17 protein-coding genes are annotated in these 20,291 nt (G+C 45.2%); 15 read left to right on the top strand and 2 right to left on the bottom strand.

Translation table 11 applies throughout. The annotated features are described in order from the left end of the window. Nucleotides 1–59: 59 nt before the first annotated feature. The 12 genes from G5B12_RS06445 (at nt 60) to G5B12_RS06390 (ending at nt 12,734) form a co-directional block, all read left to right on the top strand. Entirely contained in the window at nt 60–1,034 is a 975-nt protein-coding gene (locus G5B12_RS06445) for a hypothetical protein (RefSeq protein ID WP_021976417.1), read from the top strand. A 98-nt stretch (nt 1,035–1,132) separates the two neighbouring features. Further along, a complete protein-coding gene (locus G5B12_RS06440) occupies nt 1,133–2,866 on the top strand; it encodes a phospho-sugar mutase (protein WP_174087938.1) in 1,734 nt (577 codons plus the stop codon). 66 nt (nt 2,867–2,932) lie between these two features. After that, complete coding sequence (locus tag G5B12_RS06435) at nt 2,933–3,262, top strand: HU family DNA-binding protein (RefSeq protein ID WP_278278404.1); 330 nt, start codon at nt 2,933–2,935, stop codon at nt 3,260–3,262. Nucleotides 3,263–3,352: 90 nt separating this feature from the next. Continuing rightward, the gene (locus G5B12_RS06430) at nt 3,353–3,592 is read left to right on the top strand and encodes an RNA-binding S4 domain-containing protein (RefSeq protein WP_118062154.1); all 240 of its coding nucleotides are present in this window, start codon (nt 3,353–3,355) and stop codon (nt 3,590–3,592) included. 81 nt (nt 3,593–3,673) lie between these two features. After that, complete coding sequence (yabP, locus tag G5B12_RS06425; RefSeq protein WP_021976414.1) at nt 3,674–3,955, top strand: sporulation protein YabP; 282 nt, start codon at nt 3,674–3,676, stop codon at nt 3,953–3,955. Between the two features lie 114 nt (nt 3,956–4,069). Next, a complete protein-coding gene (locus tag G5B12_RS06420) occupies nt 4,070–4,384 on the top strand; it encodes an FtsB family cell division protein (protein WP_021976413.1) in 315 nt (104 codons plus the stop codon). A gap of 124 nt (nt 4,385–4,508) precedes the next feature. Further along, a complete protein-coding gene (locus tag G5B12_RS06415) occupies nt 4,509–6,002 on the top strand; it encodes a SpoIIE family protein phosphatase (RefSeq protein WP_118169259.1) in 1,494 nt (497 codons plus the stop codon). A 69-nt stretch (nt 6,003–6,071) separates the two neighbouring features. Next, the gene (tilS, locus tag G5B12_RS06410) at nt 6,072–7,517 is read left to right on the top strand and encodes a tRNA lysidine(34) synthetase TilS (protein WP_021976411.1); all 1,446 of its coding nucleotides are present in this window, start codon (nt 6,072–6,074) and stop codon (nt 7,515–7,517) included. Then, nucleotides 7,514–8,041, top strand: coding sequence for a hypoxanthine phosphoribosyltransferase (hpt, locus tag G5B12_RS06405; RefSeq protein ID WP_021976410.1), 528 nt, complete (start codon nt 7,514–7,516; stop codon nt 8,039–8,041). Before tilS ends, hpt begins: the two co-directional genes overlap by 4 nt. 16 nt (nt 8,042–8,057) lie before the next feature. After that, nucleotides 8,058–9,905: an ATP-dependent zinc metalloprotease FtsH gene (gene ftsH / locus G5B12_RS06400; RefSeq protein ID WP_330597633.1), complete on the top strand. Its 1,848-nt coding sequence runs from the start codon at nt 8,058–8,060 to the stop codon at nt 9,903–9,905. A 287-nt stretch (nt 9,906–10,192) separates the two neighbouring features. Then, on the top strand, nt 10,193–12,310 hold the full coding sequence (locus tag G5B12_RS06395) for a glycoside hydrolase family 13 protein (RefSeq protein ID WP_174087937.1): 2,118 nt from the start codon (nt 10,193–10,195) through the stop codon (nt 12,308–12,310). A gap of 64 nt (nt 12,311–12,374) precedes the next feature. After that, nucleotides 12,375–12,734: an Hpt domain-containing protein gene (locus tag G5B12_RS06390; RefSeq protein ID WP_174087936.1), complete on the top strand. Its 360-nt coding sequence runs from the start codon at nt 12,375–12,377 to the stop codon at nt 12,732–12,734. Between the two features lie 90 nt (nt 12,735–12,824). Here the strand turns inward: G5B12_RS06390 and G5B12_RS06385 are convergent, their stop codons facing one another. Further along, nucleotides 12,825–13,136 carry an ArsR/SmtB family transcription factor gene (locus G5B12_RS06385; protein ID WP_021976406.1) on the bottom strand — a complete coding sequence of 104 codons (312 nt, stop codon included), beginning with the start codon at nt 13,134–13,136 and terminating at the stop codon, nt 12,825–12,827. Nucleotides 13,137–13,198: 62 nt separating this feature from the next. Then, nucleotides 13,199–15,778 (bottom strand): heavy metal translocating P-type ATPase, encoded by a 2,580-nt coding sequence (locus tag G5B12_RS06380; RefSeq protein WP_418409306.1) that lies wholly within the window; start codon nt 15,776–15,778, stop codon nt 13,199–13,201. A 710-nt stretch (nt 15,779–16,488) separates the two neighbouring features. On the opposite strand from G5B12_RS06380, the gene G5B12_RS06375 reads away from it, so the two are divergent. The 3 genes from G5B12_RS06375 to G5B12_RS06365 all read left to right on the top strand — a co-directional run bounded on the left by G5B12_RS06375 (nt 16,489) and on the right by G5B12_RS06365 (nt 20,088). Further along, nucleotides 16,489–17,244: a LamB/YcsF family protein gene (locus G5B12_RS06375; protein ID WP_021976404.1), complete on the top strand. Its 756-nt coding sequence runs from the start codon at nt 16,489–16,491 to the stop codon at nt 17,242–17,244. A 153-nt stretch (nt 17,245–17,397) separates the two neighbouring features. Then, a complete protein-coding gene (locus G5B12_RS06370; RefSeq protein WP_021976403.1) occupies nt 17,398–18,732 on the top strand; it encodes a dicarboxylate/amino acid:cation symporter in 1,335 nt (444 codons plus the stop codon). 174 nt (nt 18,733–18,906) lie between these two features. Then, on the top strand, nt 18,907–20,088 hold the full coding sequence (locus tag G5B12_RS06365; protein ID WP_118169252.1) for a pyridoxal phosphate-dependent aminotransferase: 1,182 nt from the start codon (nt 18,907–18,909) through the stop codon (nt 20,086–20,088). Nucleotides 20,089–20,291 lie beyond the last annotated feature (203 nt).

Below are 20,291 nucleotides of genomic sequence, written 5' to 3'. Positions count from 1 at the left end.
AATAACAAAAATCCCCCCTGCATAAGATAGAACGTAAAATAAGGCAGGGGGGAACTTGTTTGTATGATTATGGTCTGAGTGTGCTGGAGCAGTATGGGCTTAATGCGTTATCTTCCGGCAGAGTGAGAGGCGCACTTCTTTGCAGGACAGAAAGAGGTCCTGTCATACTTCGGGAATTTCACGGATCGGAAAAAAAGCTTTCCATGCAGCAGAAACTTCTGCAAAAACTTAAGGAGCAGGGATGCCATGTAGATGTCTATCTGGAAAACCGGGAAGGTGCTCTGGTGAGTAAAGACAAAGATTCCATTCCCTATACGGCACAGGTATGGTTTGAAGGGCGGGAGTGTGACACAAAATCCGAAACCGACATTTTGAAAAGTGTGCGGATGCTGGCGGAGATCCACGGGAGAATGCAGCTTCCTCTGGAAAAAGACTACACGGCAAGGAATCTTAAAGAAGAATATATCCGGCACAATCAGGAAATGCGGAAGATCCGACGTTTTATCCGGAAAAAAGGAGTGTCAAGCCCTTTTGAAAAAGATTATCTTAAAAGTGTGGAATGGTTTCTGGAAAAAGGAGAAAAGGCGGTTTCCATGCTGGATGAAACGGATTATCAGACACTGCGGCAGCAATCTCTTGAAAAAGGTACTGTCTGTCATGGAGAGTATAATCAGCATAATGTGCTGATCCTTGGAAAAAATGCGGCAGTGACCAATTTCAGCCACTGGAACTTTGATGTGCAGATGGCAGATCTGTATCGATTTATGAGGAAAATTCTGGAAAAATACTGCTGGGATCCATATATTGCAGAAAAAATGCTTTCCACATATGATTCCATCCGCCCTATTTCCATGTCAGAATGGCAGAACCTGAAAGTACGATTTGTATATCCGGAAAAATACTGGAAACTTGCCAACCATTATTACACCCACAATAAAGCAGTCATATCCGGGAAAAATGTGGAAAAGCTGCATACGATGATCCGGCAGAAAAAGCAGTGGGAAGAATTTCCGAAAAGATGCCTGCGGCAGTAATGCGTCTGAATAAGGCAAAAACAAAACTTCCCTTTTTCAGAAAATTGTTATATAATGTTAATTATCTTATATAAAGAAACAGGGAGGTATTTTGGAACATGGATTATAAAGAAATCTATAATCAGTGGCTTGAAAACCCATACTTCGACGAGGCAACAAAAGAAGAACTGAAAGCGATCAAAGACGACGAGAATGAGATCAAAGAGCGTTTTTATATGGATCTTGAATTTGGTACGGCTGGCCTGCGTGGTATCATTGGCGCAGGTACCAACCGCATGAATATTTATGTAGTAAGAAGAGCAACACAGGGTCTTGCCAACTATATTGCAAAAGTAGACAAGAAATCCCAGGGCGTTGCTATCGCATATGATTCCCGTCATATGTCACCGGAGTTTGCCCAGGAAGCAGCGCTTTGCCTGGCAGCTAACGGAATTAAGGCGTATATCTTTGAGACACTTCGTCCGACACCGGAGCTTTCTTTTGCAGTACGTCATCTGGGATGTGTGGCAGGTATCAACGTAACGGCCAGTCACAACCCGCCGGAATACAACGGATACAAGGTTTACTGGGAAGATGGCGCACAGATCACACCACCTCATGATACAGGGATCATGGGCGAGGTAAAGGCAATCTCCGACTGGAATACCGTAAAGACCATGGACAAGGAAGAAGCAGTGAAGGCAGGTCTTTTCGAAGTGATTGGACAGGCTGTTGATGATGTTTATATGGCAGAGCTTAAGAAACAGATCATCCATATGGATGCTATCCAGGCAGAGGGCAAGAACCTCAAGATCGTTTACACACCGCTTCACGGAACCGGTAATATCCCGGCCAGAAGAATCCTTAAAGAGCTTGGATTTGAGAACGTATACGTAGTACCGGAACAGGAACTTCCGGATGGAGATTTCCCGACAGTCAGCTATCCGAACCCGGAGGCAGCAGAGGCATTTGAACTTGGCTTGAAGCTTGCCAGAGAAGTAGATGCAGACATCGTACTTGCGACAGACCCGGATGCAGACCGTCTTGGCGTTCGTGTAAAAGACAGGAACGGCGAGTATCATGACCTTACCGGAAACATGTCCGGATGCCTTCTCGCAAACTATGAGCTGAGCCAGAGAAAGGCTGTAAACGGAAGCCTTCCGGAGGATGGAGCTCTTGTAAAGACTATTGTTACAACAAACCTGGCAGATGCGATCGCCAAGGGATACGGTGTAAACCTCATCGAAGTACTTACCGGATTTAAATACATCGGACAGCAGATCCTTGGATTTGAAAACAGTGGCAAGGGTACATATCTTTTCGGATTTGAGGAGAGCTACGGCTGCCTGATCGGAACCTATGCAAGAGATAAAGATGCTATCGTTGCAACTATGGCACTTTGTGAGGCAGCAGCTTATTACAAGACACAGGGCAAGACTCTCTGGGATGCAATGATCGACATGTATGAGGAGTTTGGATATTATAAAGATGCGATCCAGGCAGTTACCATGAAAGGCATTGAGGGACTCCAGAAGATCCAGGAGATTATGACAACACTCCGTCAGAATCCGCCGGCAGAGTTTGCAGGACATAAAGTAACTGCTGTCCGTGACTACAAGCTGGATGAGATCACAGATCTTGCTACAGGAGAGAAGAAACCGACAGGCCTTCCGAATTCCAATGTTCTTTACTATGAGCTTACAGACGATGCATGGGTATGCGTAAGACCGTCCGGTACAGAGCCGAAAGTGAAATTCTACTATGGAGTAAAAGGAACCTCTCTTGCAGATGCAGACGAGAAATCCGACGCAATGGGCAAGGCAGTTCTTGAAATGGTTGATTCCATGAAATAAATGGGGCATCCTTCCGCCTGTAATATGCGAAAAACCTTGACATTATAAGCCAAAAGGTTTATATATATAAGGCAAAGCCAAAAAAATAAGAGAACATCAATTATAGGAGGAAACACCATGAATAAAACAGAGTTAGTAGCAGCAATGGCGAAAGACACCAATCTTTCCAAGAAAGATGTAGAAGCTGTTCTGAAATCTTTTATCGATGTTGTAACTGATGAACTGAAAAAAGGCGAGAAGATTCAGCTTGTTGGATTTGGAACTTTCGAGGTAAGCACAAGAGCTGCAAGAGAGGGAAGAAATCCTCAGACTGGTGAGACCATGACAATCGAGGCTTCCAAGTCTCCGAAGTTCAAAGCAGGAAAAGCTTTAAAGGACGTTGTTAACGGTAAATAATCTGTTGATTCAGTGATAACGGCAGGAGGAACCAGAAACCGGTTTCTCCTGCTTTTTTACTATGAAAGTTTTGTTAAAGGAGGGAAAAATATGCGTCTTGACAAATATCTGAAAGTATCCAGACTGATCAAACGCCGTACAGTAGCCAATGAGGCATGTGATGCGGGAAGAGTTCTGGTAAATGACAAGCCGGCGAAGGCATCCGTGCAGGTAAAGACCGGCGATACCGTGGAAATCCAGTTTGGAAGCCGTAACGTAAAGGTGGAAGTCCTGGAAGTGAAAGACACCGTAAAAAAAGATGAAGTAGAGAGTATGTTCCGCTATATCTGATACTACAGCATCCGGGAAGAGGTCTATTTTCCAAGCTTTTTTCATAAATTAAAAGAGAAATCGCTTCAGGAGAATCTGGCTTTGGAGGAAAAAAAATCCGCAGCGATCCACAAACTGATGTTGGAACGGCAGAAAGGCGGCACGATCACAGGAATCCGAGATGTGATCTCTTTCGACGAAAAAGAGATCCTGCTGCATACAGAAGATGGAAAACTATCCATAAAAGGCGAAACTCTTCATGTGAAACATCTGGATCTGGAACATGGAGAACTGAGCCTGGAAGGCAGAATTGACAGCCTTGCGTATCTGGGCAGAAAGAAAGAGAAACAGGAAGAATCCCTTATAAAAAGACTGTTTCATTAAAGACAAAAAAAGACAGTAAACTGGTTGATATTTTTTTGCAGAAGTTGTAAAATCTGGATGTATAAGCTCATAACAGGAAAAGAAAACCAAAAAAGGTAAAAAGGAGCAGACAGATTGAAGAAGCCAGGAAAGGGAAAAGAAAAAAAGAAAATCGGATACAATTACCTTGGCATGGCAGGCATTGCTGTGATCGCACTGGTTCTGCTTGGAAGCCTTATGGTGCAGAGCAAGACTTTGCAGCAACGTCTGGATTACTACGATTCCAAGGCTGTGGCACTGGAGAAATCCATTGACAGTGAGAAAGAACGCACCAAGGAGATCGAAGCCGAAAAAGAATATATGAAAACCGATGAATACGTGGAAGAAGCAGCACGTGAGAAGCTTGGACTTGTGAAGGATAACGAGATCGTGTTCCAGGAAGAAAACTAGCACAGCGAATGCAGAAGCATTTTGGCGAAAAGTTTTCTATAAGTTTCGTGTTACTTTGACAGATATTTCAGAATACCTCCTTTATAATAATCAGTCAGTGAAGGTTATAAGGGGAGGGGAAAATATGCAGGAATGGATCATTGCCATGCTCGTAGTCAGCATTCTGCTGATACTCCGGGACATGGCAAAAACTGTCTTTTCGGGAAGAACACAGGCAAAAGAAGAGATGATGCCGCTCAGTGAAAGCCATCCCCAGAAGGAGAAGGTGGAACGATATGCAGCATCCTTCCGGAAACTTGCGGATACATTCTATGGAATGCCTTACAGAAAGGAATTTTTGAGTGGAGGACAGCTGAACCGAATCATTTCGGATACTAGCGCCTGTGTGTGCTCCAGATGTTATCAGAGAGAGATCTGCTGGGGCGAGCGTGCAGGAGAAACCATGCGGAACAGCGAGCATATGCTAAGAGTCATGGAGGAGGGGGATGAAGAGGCTGTTCGTCAGGTTCGCAGTGAATGGATGAGTGCCTGTGGGCGTTCTGCCCAGTATTTTCAGGTTTTGAACGAAGGATTCCGGGAAGAACGGCAGAATCTTGTGTGGGACAACCGGATGATCGAAAGCCGGCTTGCTGTGGCTCAGCAGCTGACAGAGATTTCCAGGATCATGGATCATATGGCAGAAGAGCTTTATGATATTATGCCGGCAGATCCCAGGTTTCAGGAAGAACTTCGAAAAGCCTTCCGCAGGAAACACGTACTCATAAAAAATGTCTGGGTGATGGATAAGATTGAGGGAAGACGGCAGATATTTCTGAGTTTACGTGCCAGAAGCGGGCAGTGTGTTTCTATGACAGAAATCGCACAGATTTTATCCAGAATATGTGGCAGCCCCATGACGCCGGAACAGGGAAGCAGGAGTATTGTAAATGGAGATTTCCATACGGTACATTTTGTGGAAGATGTCAGCTATCAGATCCTTTACGGGGTAGCCAGGCTTACAAGAGAAGCAGAAAAGGTTTCCGGGGATAATTATATCTGCCGTCAGGAAGAGGATGGCAGGTTTTTTCTCTGCCTGTCCGATGGAATGGGATCCGGAATGGAAGCTTTCCGGGAAAGTGAGATCGTAGTGGAACTTCTGGAACAGTTTATGGAATCCGGACTTTCCCAGGAGACAGCGGCCAGAATGGTGAATTCCGCCCTGATTCTGAAAGGACGGGAAGGGATGTTTTCTACGGTGGATATCTGTGCGGTAGATCTTTATACGGGAATCTGTAATTTCCTGAAAGCGGGAGCATCTTCCACTTTTATAAAAAGAGATCACTGGGTAGAGTCCATTGCTTCCGAAAGTCTGGCAGCGGGCCTGATCCAGCAGCTGGATTTTGATACGGCTTCCAGAAAACTGTATCATGGAGATTATCTGATCATGATGACGGATGGCGTCCTGGATGCACTGCCAGCAGAACATGAGGAAGAGACCATGAAAGAGATCATCATGGATGTCCATGAAAAAGAACCAAAAGAGATCGGTCGTGGAATTCTGGAGAGGGTTCTGGGATACAGTGACTATCGTGCACGGGATGATATGACCGTCGTTGTGGCTGGTTTATGGAAAAAATAGGATTAGTCAAGCGGATATTCGCAATTGAAGCAGGGGACTTACTTGATTTGGTTAAACACAGGAGAAAAAATGATCGAACGTGTAAAGAAATATATCAGAGAAAATCAGATGCTGAAAGCAGGAGACATTGTTGCGGCAGGAGTCTCCGGAGGGGCAGATTCCATTGCCATGCTTCATATCCTGAAAAGTATCCAGGAAGAATTTGGATTTTTCCTGGAGGCAGTCCATGTTCATCATGGAATCCGGGGAGATGAGGCGGACAGAGATGAGAACCTTGTAAAAAAAATCTGCCAGGAGTGGAAGATTCCTTTTCAGTCCTATCATTATCCGGTTCCGGAACTTTCCAGAAAATGGAGGCTGGGAGAAGAAGAAACCGGACGGATCGTCCGAAAACAGGCTTTTGCGAAGGAAAAACAGCGCATTGCCTTTTCGGAATTCCCGGAAGAAAATGAGCGTCGGTTCTGCGTTGCGCTGGCTCATAACCGTAATGATCTGGCAGAAACCATGCTGCATCATCTGGCAAGGGGAACCGGACTTCGGGGACTTTCCGGGATACATCCCTGCAGTGACGGGATCATCCGTCCGGTTTTATGTTTAGAACGCAGGGAAATTGTCTATTATCTGGAAGAGAACGAGATTTCCTATATTACGGACAGCAGTAATCTTTCTGATGGATATACCAGAAACCGGATCCGGCATCATGTGCTTCCTGCCATGGAAAAGGAAATTAACGGAAAAACGGTAGAACATATGGCGGAAACAGCCAGAATACTGAGAGAAGCAGACGGATACCTTCGCAGAAAGGGCGCAGAACTTCTGGAACAATGCAGACAGAAAACCGGATACCTGCTGGATGGTGCATTTTTTGAGAAACCGGATATTGTCCGGGAGTATGCGGTTATGGAAGCTTTTGAGCGGCTGTCGGGAAAACGAAAGGATTTTACGTCTCTTCATGTAAGGCAGGTTTTTTCCCTCCAAAAAAAAGAAACCGGACGCTATATAAAGCTTCCGGGGAATATTCAGGCTGTCCGGAGTTATGGAGGCGTTCGCCTGGAAAAGACAGTTTCCGGACCGGGGACCACAGAAGGTGTGTCAGCAGAAAAAAAAGGTTCCGGGAATCCGGCGGAAATGTTTTTTGAAATTCCGCTGTCCGGGATCCTGGAATGTCCGTTTGGAATTTTTGAGACAAAAATTTTCCACTATAAGAATCAGAAGATTGAAGAAAAAAAGTATACGAAATGGATGGATTATGATAAAATAAAAGGTAGTCCATGCGTTCGTACCAGAAAACAGGGGGATTATCTTGTTGTAAACAGCGCCGGAGGTAGAAAGAAACTGAACCGGATCTTTATTGATGAGAAGATCCCGGCAGGGTTAAGAGATCAAATTCCGGTTGTTGCCGCAGGATCGGAGATCCTCTGGATACCGGGAGGACGAATGAACGAACAGTATAAGATCACTTCCACTACAGGGAGAGTGTTAGAATTACATTACCAAGGAGGAGTATTAACATGAGCGAAAAAATCAGGGTTTTACTCAGTGAAGAAGAGGTAGATGCCCGTATCCAGGAAGTTGCAGATGTGATCAACAAAGACTACGAAGGAAAAGATGTACACATGATCTGTGTTCTGAAAGGCGGCGTTTTCTTTATGTGCGAGCTTGCCAAGAGGATCACACGTCCGGTAACACTGGATTTCATGTCTGTGTCCAGCTATGGCGATGACACAAAATCAAGCGGTGTTGTAAAGATCGTCAAGGATCTGGATCAGCCTCTGGAAGGAAAAGATGTTCTGATCGTGGAGGATATCATTGATTCAGGAAGAACATTAAGCTATCTGCTGCGTATCCTGAAAGGCAGACATCCGGCCAGCGTCAGACTCTGTACACTTCTTGATAAACCGGAAAGACGTGTGACAGATGTAGCGGTAGATTACTGCTGCTTCAACATTCCGGATGAGTTTGTGGTAGGATATGGACTTGATTATGCCCAGAAATACAGAAACCTTCCTTACATCGGAGTAGTGGAGATGGAGGACTGAAAGGAGATTTAACCAAGTGAGCAAGCATTCAGGTAAGATAGGCCTGTACCTTCTGCTTATTGTGGCACTGATCGCAGGATATCTGTATCTCAATGACCAGGTATCTACCCAGGGCAGTTACACAATGGGCCAGCTGGAAAAGGCTCTGGAAGAAGACAAAGTAACGGATGCAGTGATTCATCAGAACAGAGAAGTGCCCACCGGTTATGTAACGGCAAACATTGTTTCAGACGGTCAGAGGACGGTCTACGTAACCGATGTAAAAGAGGCAGAAGAGCTTCTTGAAAAATATGACATTGATCCGACGATCCGCAATGTACCCAAAGACAGTTCCATGATCGGAACAGTACTTCCGGTGGTACTTACCGGTGCGATCCTTATCTTTTTCTTTATGATGATGAACCGGCAGATGTCCGGAGGCGGCGGAAGCAATGCGAAGATGATGAACTTCGGAAAAAGCAGAGCCAGAATGTCTACCCCTGATGATAAGAAAGTAACATTCAAAGATGTTGCAGGTCTTCAGGAGGAGAAAGAGGATCTGGAGGAAGTGGTTGACTTCCTGAAATCCCCGCAGAAGTATACCAAGGTAGGCGCCAGAATTCCGAAAGGAGTGATCCTTGTGGGCCCTCCGGGAACTGGTAAAACCCTTCTTGCGAAGGCAGTTGCAGGAGAAGCCGGTGTTCCGTTTTTCTCCATTTCAGGATCGGATTTCGTGGAGATGTTCGTAGGTGTCGGTGCTTCCCGTGTACGAGATCTTTTTGAAGAGGGCAAGCGCCATGCACCGTGTATCATCTTTATTGATGAGATCGATGCGGTAGCCCGTCAGAGAGGAACCGGAATGGGCGGCGGCCATGATGAGAGAGAGCAGACACTGAACCAGCTTCTTGTAGAGATGGATGGTTTTGGGGTAAATGAGGGTATCATCGTAATGGCAGCGACCAACCGTGTGGATATTCTGGATCCGGCAATCCTCCGTCCGGGACGATTTGACCGAAAAGTCGGTGTGGGACGTCCGGATGTCAAGGGCAGAGAAGAAATCCTGATGGTCCACGCCAAGGACAAACCGCTGGGAGACGATGTGGACCTTCATCAGATCGCCCAGACAACGGCTGGATTTACCGGTGCGGATCTTGAGAACCTTCTCAACGAGGCTGCCATTGACGCAGCAAAAGAAAGCCGTCCTTACATCATGCAGAAAGATATCAAAAAAGCATTCATTAAAGTTGGGATCGGTGCGGAGAAGAAGAGCAAGGTCATCTCTGACAAAGAGAAGAAGATCACAGCTTATCATGAGGCTGGCCATGCGATCCTGTTTCATGTACTTCCGCATATGGATCCGGTATACACCATTTCCATTATTCCTACAGGTATGGGAGCTGCCGGTTACACCATGCCGCTTCCGGATAACGATGAGATGTTCAATACAAAAAACAAGATGCTGGAGGACATCACAACGCTTCTGGGAGGCCGTGTGGCTGAGGAGATCATTTTCGGAGATATTACAACAGGTGCATCCAATGATATCAAACGTGCCACAGAGACTGCCCGTTCCATGGTAATGAAATATGGTATGTCCGAAAAGATCGGCCTGATCGCTTATGGTAACGATGACGATGAAGTGTTTATCGGCCGTGATCTGGCACATACCAGAGGCTACAGTGAGGAAGTGGCAAGAGAGATTGATGGGGAGATTTCCCGTATCATCCGTGAGTGCCATGAGAATGCAGAGAGCATCATCCGTGAGAATATCGGCGTTCTTCACAGCTGTGCGGCCCTTCTTCTCGAGAAGGAAAAGATACATCGTGAAGAGTTTGAAGCACTTTTTACAACAGAAAAAGAAGAGGTTGCAAAAACAAACGAATAAAATGCACAAAAAAATATATTGAATTTTGTGAACTTTGTGCACACTTTTTGGGGGACACATGGTACTATAAATATCGTAAAAACCCCCCAATACATTATATAGTTTTTGCTACACCCCATAAGAAGAAATACCTTCTCCAAAAAAGGCAGCTTAACCAGCTGCCTTTTTTACTGCCCAAAAATAAAAGACGGATTACGGAGAAAACAGATATATATGCTTGCGGGATGGAAAAAATTAAGATAATATATTTAAAAACATGGTACTAAAAACGGAATGAGGAAAATAGAATGTTATATGAAAGCATGGAGACAGCAAAGAAGATGCAGTATATACTCAATATGAGTCCGGTATTAAATAAAGAGGCAATGTTCAGTGACGGAACGGAATATTACCGAACACCGGTAGAACCACGGGAAGGCGATACCGTGACCATTCGTTTTCGTACCCAGAGAAATAATGTGGACAACGTCTGTCTTGTGCATGACGGAGAATATCTGGAAATGAAACGGGAGAGGACTTCCGGAAGTTTTGATTACTATACTGCACAGATCATAATGGGAAAGGACATTGTACACTATTATTTTGAAATCCATTCAGGGCTTGTTACCTGCTATTATGATACAGATGGTGTTAGCACCAGGCATGAGGAACGGACAGAATTTGAGATCTATCCGGATTATCATGTGCCGGAATGGCTGAAGGGTGCTGTCATGTACCAGATTTATGTGGACCGCTTTTATAACGGAGACCCTTCCAACGATGTGGAAACCGGAGAATACTCCTATATCGGGGATATTTCCGTGAAAGTGGATGACTGGGGAAAGATTCCGGCAGTCATGGGGGTACGGGAATTTTATGGCGGTGATCTTCAGGGAGTTATGGATAAACTGGATTATCTCCAGGAACTTGGGGTGGATGTGATCTATCTGAATCCGGTGTTTGTTTCCCCAAGCAACCACAAATATGATTGCCAGGACTATGATCATATCGATCCTCATATCGGAAAGATCGTGGAGGACTGTGACGGCCTTTTGAGCCCCGGAGACCGGGATAACAGCCATGCGCTTAAGTATATCCGCCGTGTGACCGATAAACGGAATCTTAAGGCCAGCAACGAGCTTTTCCGGGAGCTTGTGGAAGAGATCCACAGGAGAGGAATGAAAGTGATCCTGGACGGGGTATTTAACCACTGTGGATCTTTTAATAAATGGATGGACAGAGAACGGATCTATGAAAATCAGGAAGGATACGAAAAAGGAGCCTATATTTCTGCGGACAGCCCTTATCGTTCTTTCTTCTGCTTCCAGGATCAGAATCGCTGGCCATATAATCCCACCTATGATGGCTGGTGGACCCATGATACTTTGCCGAAGCTGAATTACGAAGGATCTGAGGAACTTTGCCGGACAATCCTTGATGTTGGCAGGAAATGGGTTTCTCCACCATATAACGTAGATGGATGGAGACTGGATGTGGCTGCAGATCTGGGACACAGCAATGATTTTAACCACCATTTCTGGAAAGAGTTCCGAAAAGCGGTAAAAGAGGCTAATCCTGATGCGGTGATCCTTGCAGAACACTACGGAAATCCGGAGAGCTGGCTTCTGGGTGATGAGTGGGATACGGTTATGAACTATGACGCTTTTATGGAGCCTGTGACCTGGTTTCTGACAGGAATGGAGAAACACAGCGATGAGTACAGGGAAGACCTCTACGGTAACAGTGAGGCCTTTATCGGTGCCATGAAGCATCATATGCGGTCACTGCACATGGGAGCTCTTTACGGGGCCATGAATGAGCTTTCCAACCATGATCATTCCAGATTCCTGACAAGAACCAACCACAGAGTAGGAAGGCTTTCCTATGCAGGTGCAGAGGCGGCATCCGCAGGCATTAATCCTGGGATCATGAGAGAGGCGGTTGTGATCCAGATGACGTGGCCAGGTGCACCTACGGTATATTACGGGGACGAGGCCGGTGTGTGTGGCTTTACAGATCCGGATAACCGCAGAACTTATCCCTGGGGAAAAGAAGATCTTGAGATGCTGGATTTTCATAAACGGATGATCTGTATACACAAGGCATATCCGCTCCTTGCAAAAGGTTCCCTGGAGTTTCTGTGGAACGATCATCAGGGCTTAAGTTATGGCCGCTTTTCTGATTCTGAGCAGATCATTGTGATCATCAATAATCAGGATTATGAGAGAGATGTGAGGGTAACAGCCTGGAAAACAGGTGTAAGCCGGAAAGAAGCGACAGCTTTTCAGCGCCTGATGCTTTCTTCCAGAGATGGCTACACAGAAAAGGCAGAGGAATATATTGCGGATGCGGGAATCCTTCATGTGAGAATGCCTGCATACGGAGCGATGGTACTTCACCACAGAGCGAGAGAGAAATATAAATAATGTACAGGCCAGGAAACAGACCGTGAAAATACGGAGGATGCCTGATGGAAAGGAGAAATATACAATGACAATTGAACAGTGCTATAGTGCGATTGAAAGTAATTACGAAGAGGTGCTTGGACGTTTTGCGGGAAACAAAATGCTGGTAGAAAAATTTGCCAGAAAATTCCTTGATGATCCAAGTTATCAGACACTTGTCGATACCATGGATAAAGCGGATTATGAGGAAGCTTTCCGTGCTGCCCATACATTAAAGGGTGTTTGTGCAAATCTGGGATTCATACAGCTGTTTAAAGTTTCCAGTGATCTGACAGAAGAACTCAGAGGCGGTGCTCCGGATGAGGCAAAGCTGCCGGAACTTCTTGAAAAAGTGTCTTCTGAGTATAAAAAGACGGTTGATGCTATTAATTGTGTAAATGAATAAAAAAAGCCGGAACTGAACGTTATTTATAAAAAAGCCGATCTGCTATTTTCATTGCTGGAAAGCGGATCGGCTTTTGGTGCTTTTTATGTTTTATTCTTCTGTTACGTGTTCCAGACCCTGATTCATGATGGTTGCCACGTGGCTGTCTGCCAGGGAGTAGAAGATTGTTTTTCCATCTCTTCGAAATTTGACCAGTGACATCTGCTTCAGCACACGAAGCTGATGAGAAATCGCACTCTGTGTCATGGAAAGCCGGTCGGCAATATCCTGCACACAAAGTTCTTCTACAGAAAGCGCATACAGGATACGGATCCTGGTAGGATCACCAAAGACCTTGAACAGGTCGGCAAGCCGGTAAAGCGTATCATCATTGATCGGGTAATCGATATGTGGTTTCTTCATTTGCGCATCCTCCAAACTATTAACTTCTATTGTAGCTGAAAAAAACGCACCGGTCAAATTTTTTATTTTTTATACAGGATACGAATGGAATTCAGCACGCAGATCATGGCAACGCCAGTGTCTGCAAATACGGCCATCCACATGTTGGCATGTCCGGCAAGACCAAGGATCATAACGGCGATCTTGATCACAAGGGCGAATATTACGTTCTGCCATGCGATGCGGTTTGTGTTTCGTGCAATGGCGATAGACTGAGGAATCGCATCTACGTTGGAGTTCATAAATACGGCATCTGCAGCCTCGATAGCCGCATCTGCACCACTTCCCATGGCCGCGCCTACATCTGCACCTGCAAGTACAGGAGCATCGTTGATTCCGTCACCGACAAACATAACCGTTCCGTGTGCCTCACGGACCTTTTTCAGGGCGTTGAGTTTGTCTTCCGGAAGGAGCTTGGCATAAATTTCATCGATTCCCGCGTCTTTTCCTACGGCATTTGCACTGTCTTCGGAATCTCCGGTAAGCATAACTGTGTGAAGACCGAGTTTTTTCAGGGAAGCAATGGCTTCTTTTGCATCTGGTTTGATAGTATCGGAGATCAGCATATATCCTGCAAAAGTTCCGTTTACAGCCATAAATACTTCAGAGCCGTAAGAGGCTTCTTTTAATTCTCCGATGGTGACGCCGAATTTATCCATCAGCTTGCGGTTTCCACAGAGAACTTTTCCCTCCGGCATTTCTGCGACAATTCCATGTCCGGAAATTTCTTCCAGAGAGATCGGTTTTTCAAACTGGATTCCGCGTTCTTTTGCGGCAGCTACAATACTGTTTGCAATCGGATGTGTGGAGTTCTGCTCGCAGCCTGCACACATGGAAAGAAGTTCGTTTTCGTTATATTTACCGGCAGTTACAACTTTCTGAAGCTGGAAGTTACCTTCTGTGATGGTTCCGGTTTTATCCATAACTACAGCGCCAAGGTTGCTTAATCCCTCGATGGAAAGGCCGCCTTTGAACAGGATTCCTTTCTTGGAACCGGCACCGATGCCTGAGAAGAATGCAAGCGGGATACTAAGTACAAGAGCACATGGGCAGCTCATTACCAGGAAGGTGATGGCTGTGTAGATCCAGTAATGCCAGTTTCCGGTTACAAGGGATGGAATCAGTGCTGTTGCAACAGCGATTCCTACAACACAAGGAGTGTACACTTTTGCAAAACGTGTGATAAAACGGTCGATCTTCGGTTTACTTGCTGCTGCATTTTCTACAGAATCCAGGATACGTGTGACCATGGACTCTTCGAGAGGTTTTTCCACGCGGATCTTTAACTGACCGGAAGTGTTTACACATCCGGAAGTGATCTCATCACCTTCATTTACAGCAACCGGTACAGGCTCACCTGTGATTGGGGATGTGTCGATACGGCTGCTTCCTTCGATGATCACGCCGTCAAGAGGAATACGATCGCCAGGACGGACCAGGAGAACATCGCCAACCTGAGCTTCTTCAGATGGGATCACCTGAATATCATCGCCAACAACAAGGTTTACAACTTCCGGGCGAAGATCTACAGCGTCCATGATCTGTCCGCGGCTTCGCTCAACGGCTTTTTCCTCAAAAAGCTCGCCGATTCGGTAGAAGAGCATAACGCCTACGGCCTCAGCGGAATCATTGATGGCAAAAGCAGCGAGAGTTGCAACACTCATCAGGAAGTTTTCGTCGAATACCTGTCCGTGGGAGATGTTTTTGGCTGCCTTTACAACGATCACACCGCCAAGTGCCAGATATGCAATCACAAATAACGGAAGAGTGGCAGTATCTGCAAATCCTTTGTGTTCCATGATCTCACCGGCAACAAAGAGGATCGCGCCGATGATAATACAGATCGTGTCGATCTTTTCTTTGGAAAAAGATTTCTTTTTGCTGGATGGGTGAGTTTCGGATGCAGCTGTCTGTGATTTTGGCTTCGGATCTTTTTCTTTTACTACAACTTCGGATTCAATGGAAGTACAGATCTTGCGGATCTGATCAAGGTAGCGGTCCGGGTTTTTTGCAGTAACGCGAAGTTGTTTTGTTGCAAAAGTGATGGTAGCTTCGGAAATACCGTCGAGGTCTGCAATCTGTTTTTCCATTTTGGAAGCACAGTTAGCACAGCCTAAGTTTTCCAGAATATAAGTTTTTGTCTTTTCTCCGGAATTGTTGCTTCTTGGAACAACCTTGACCTCGGATTCAATGGAGGTACAGATCTTACGGATCTGATCAAGGTAGCGGTCCGGATCCTTTGCGGTTACACGAAGCTGTTTGGTAGCAAAAGTGATGGTGGCTTCGGAGATGCCGTCGAGGTCTGCAATCTGTTCTTCCATTTTGGAAGCACAGTGGGCACAGCCCAGGTTCTCCAGAAGGTAAATCTTGGTTATTACGTCAGCAGAAGCGGCTGGCTTCGGGTTTCTCGGAACAACTTTGACTTCGGATTCAATGGAGGTGCAGATCTTGCGGATCTGCGGAAGCAGAGCATCTGGGTCAGCGGCGTTTAAGCGAAGCTGTTTGGTGGCGAAAGTGATGGTTGCACTTTCTACGCCGTCAAGATGCTGGATCTGTTCCTCCATCTTGGAAGCACAGTGGGCACAGCCCAGGTTCTCCAGGATGTAGACACGTTTTGCGGATGCTGTGCTGTGGGAGTGCTCGTGATGCTCGTGGTTGTGGTCGTGATCCCCGCAGCCGCAACCGCAGTGTTCGTCATCGTGATGATGGTGATGCTCATGCTCGTGATGTTCGTGGTCATGATCATGATGATGATGTTCATGCTCGTGGTGGTCGTGATCATGATCCTCGCAACCACAGCCGCAGTGGTCATCGTCGTGATGATGGTGATGATGTTCATGCTCGTGATATTCGTGATCATGATCCTCGCAGCCACAATCGCAGTGGTCATCATCGTGATCATGATGGTGATGTTCATGCTCATGATCTTCGCAGCCACATCCACAATGCTCATCATCGTGGTGATGGTGTTCTTCATGTGCATGTTCCTCATGCTCATGTTCCTCATGATGGTCGTGGCCGCAACCGCAGCCACAGGAATCCGTGGACTCCATGGAATTCTTTTTTAAGCTCTCTTCCATATGAAATCTCCTTGAAATTTATATGAATATATGATTGAATGTTCATATGACTATTTAAGCATATGTTTTATCTGATGTCAATATTTTTTTCTAAAAAGAATAAAAGAAATGTAAAATCTATTACAAAAGAAATATAGAAAACATTAATATATTCTGAAATAATAATCTATTTTATTATTCTTATTTAACATGTTATACTTTTATCAAGTAAAGAAAGAAAGGAAGGTAGCAACATGTACAGTATTGACTTAAACAGTGACATGGGTGAGAGCTTTGGCGCATACAAGCTGGGCGGAGATGAAGAGATCATTAAATATGTCACAACAGCAAATGTAGCATGTGGCTGGCATGCAGGCGATCCAATGGTAATGGATAAGGTAGTCCGCATGGCAAAGGAACGTGGCGTTATGGTTGGAGCCCATCCTGGATATCCTGATCTTCTTGGCTTTGGACGAAGAAAGATGGTTCTCTCTCATGATGAAGTTAAGAATTACGTCAGATACCAGATCGGAGCACTGGCTGCATTCACAAAAAGTTATGGAATGAAGCTTCAGCATGTCGCTCCTCATGGAGCAATGGGAAATGCCTGCCAGTATGATGAGGACATTTCCACAGCAATCTGCGAGGCAATCTGTGAGTATGACAAAGATCTGATCGTTTACTACTGTGCAGGAGCAGTTCTCGGTGATATCGCTGAGAGCAAGGGACTCCGTACAGCATCCGAGATCTTTGCAGACCGTGCATATATGGATGATCTTTCTCTTGTACCGAGAAAGATGGAGGGATCCATGATCACAGATGAGAACATTGCCATCGAAAGATGCGTGAAGATGATCAAAGAAGGAAAAGTAACATCCATCAACGGAAAAGAGCTTGACATCAAGGGAGACACACTCTGTGTACACGGAGACGGACCGAAAGCACTCGCTTTTGTACAGAAGATCCGTGAAAAATTCACAGAAGAGGGTATTGAGATCAAACACTTATAAAAACTAAATAAAGTACATTACATTCACATGAGAGATAGAGTGCCGGATAAATCAAAGGAGATTTAGTACAAGGGATTACTGCGTTGATTTGTCCGGCTCTCTTTATATGGAAAAGTGCACTTTTTTAGGATAAGAAAGGAAAGGGTGGAAACTATGGCAAAAGAGAAAAAACAGAACAACATAGTAAGAAACATGATGATTGCTCTGGTCGGCGGTCTGGTCGTAGGACTTGGATTCATGCTTCTGAAACAGCAGATGTCAGAGGGGACATGGAACGTGATCAATGCACTTCTGTTCCAGGATATCACAGCAGATCAGGGATTTCATTCCATCGGTCTCTTCTACATCATCGGACAGCTGTTCATGAGAGGATTACAGATGGCGATCGTACCGCTGGTACTGGTATCCTTAAGCCTTGCAATGTGCAGTATCTCCAGTTCCTCCAAGCTTGGAAGAATTGCAGGACGTACATTACTTGGATTCTTCTGCTTCTATGTAGTTGGCGCACTTATCGCAGGTATTGTTGCATTCGCAATGAAAACAGCTGGATTTTTCAACGTAAAACTTCCGGCAGAGGCAGTTACAGAGGCTGCAACACTGGATCAGTTCAACCCGCTTGCAACAATCGTAACAGCAGTTCCGTCCAATATCGGAACCGCATTCAGCAGCAATAACAGCATCCTTGCAGTTGTAGTAGTAGCTATCGTTCTTGGTCTTTGCATGAACGCACTTGGCGACAAGATGAAACCGCTGAAAAGCGTACTTGAGAACTTAAGCGACATCATCAACCTGTATCTGACATTCCTGATCAACAAAGTTGGTCCTGTAGCAATCTTCTGCCTGATCTCCCGTACATTCGCAATCTACGGAGCTGAGTATCTGGCACCGGCAGCAGCTTACATCGTAGGCGCAATGCTGACACTGTTTGTACTTGTAGTAACGATTTACCCGATCGGTATCGGCCTTACAACAGGCTTAAGCCCGATGAAATTCCTTAAGAAGATCGCAAAAGTTGGTGTATTCGGATTCTCCACAAACTCTTCCGCAGCATGCCTTCCGCTGAACACCAGAACATGCCTTGATGAACTTGGATGCTCCCAGGAGATCACAAGCTTCGTTCTTCCTACAGGTATGACCATCAACATGAACGGTACAACTGTTATGCATATGTTTGCAGTAACATTTATCGCAACAGCATCCGGAATTGACATTACACCGGCAAACCTGATCACAGTCGCATTTCTTTCCATCTGTGCGGCAATGGGCTGCCCGGCTATCCCGATCGCCGGAACAACTCTGATCGTAACAATCCTTTCCGGTATGGGCTGGACATCTGACCTTTGTATGATCGCATATGCACTGGTTGTAGCGATCAACCGTCCGGTTGAGATGGCACTTCTTCCGCTTAACGTAATCGGTGATGCAACAGTCAACGTTATCGTTAACAAGAAAGAAAATGAGCTTGACGAAACAAAATATAACGCGTAAGTAAATATAAAAAATCTTAATATTATACATACAAATTATTAAATTGACTTAATATTACTACGATGATACCATTTAAGCGTATAGTTGAGACATCAGCTATACGCTTAAATATTAAATGCAGTAAAAACAGCGGAATATCCGCAGAAAAATAAAAGGGTTCAGGAGGAAATGAATATGGAGTACAAGACAGCGAAAAGAATGGAATGCCTTCCGTTTTCCGGTATCCGTGCAGTAATGGAAAAAGCAAACAAAATGCAGCAGGCAGGAGAGAAGATCATTCACCTGGAGATCGGACGTCCGGATTTTGATACACCGGAGAAGATCAAAAAAGCAGCAAATGAGAGCCTTGCAGCAGGACATGTATTTTACACATCCAACTATGGTATCCCGAAACTGAGAGAAGCCATTGCAAAATGGGAGAACGAGAACCATGGTACAGATTATGAAGCATCTGAAGTTCTTGTAACAGTAGGTGTTGGTGAGGCAACTTTCGCATCCATGGACGCTTTCCTGGATCCCGGCGATGAGATTCTTGTCCCGAACCCGGTATGGCTGAATTACATCCATGTTCCGTCAGCACTTGGTGCAGTACCTGTAACATACAGCCTGAAAGAGGAGAACGATTATCAGATCGACTTTGAGGAGATGGAGTCAAAGATCACAGATAAGACTAAGATGATCGTTGTTGTAAACCCAAGCAACCCGACCGGTGGTGTTTTCTCTAGAGAGACACTTGAGAAATTAAGCGAGATCGCCATCAGACATGATCTTCTTGTGATCGCAGATGAGATCTACAGCCAGCTTGTATACGATGGAACAGAGCATGTAAGTATTGCATCTCTTCCGGGAATGAAAGAGCGTACCATTACATTAGGAGGATTTTCAAAAGCTTACTCCATGACAGGATGGAGACTTGGATATCTGTGTGCGCCGGTTGGAATCATCCAGGCCTGCGTACGTGTTCATCAGTATACAGTTACCTGCGCATCTTCCTTTGTACAGGAAGCAGCGATCACAGCTTTAACTGATTGTGCAGATGATGTTGAGGCAATGAGAAAAGAGTATCAGAGAAGAAAAGATTATGTGGTAAAAGCTCTGAACGAGATCGATGGGATCAGCTGTAACAACCCACATGGTGCTTTTTATATCTTCGTAAATATCAAGAGCCTTGGAATGACTTCAATGGAGGTTGCCGAGTATCTTCTTGATAATGCAAAGATCGCCCTGGTACCTGGATCTGCATTCGGTTCCGAGGGAGAAGGATACTTAAGAATCTCTTATGCATGCAGCTATGAGGAGCTTCAGGAAGCATGCGCGAGAATCAAAAAAGCAGTGGAAGAACTGAAAAACAAATGATCAGATAAAAAATACCCACCGCTTTTTGTGGCGAAAAGCAATATATTTATACCGTGAAGTCTGGAAAGTGTTGATTTTAAGCCATTTCTGGATATGTGGGTTGATTCAGAGATATGGTTTTGTGACGTTTTTAGGACAAACGCCAGAAAATATGGAGAGCTCCGTGACGTTTTGAGTTGACTTTTTACCGGTAATAGCATATG

Source organism: Blautia sp. MSK.20.85, from assembly GCF_013317245.1.
Taxonomy (GTDB): domain Bacteria; phylum Bacillota; class Clostridia; order Lachnospirales; family Lachnospiraceae; genus Blautia_A.
This window is presented reverse-complemented; position numbering and strand designations above follow the sequence as displayed.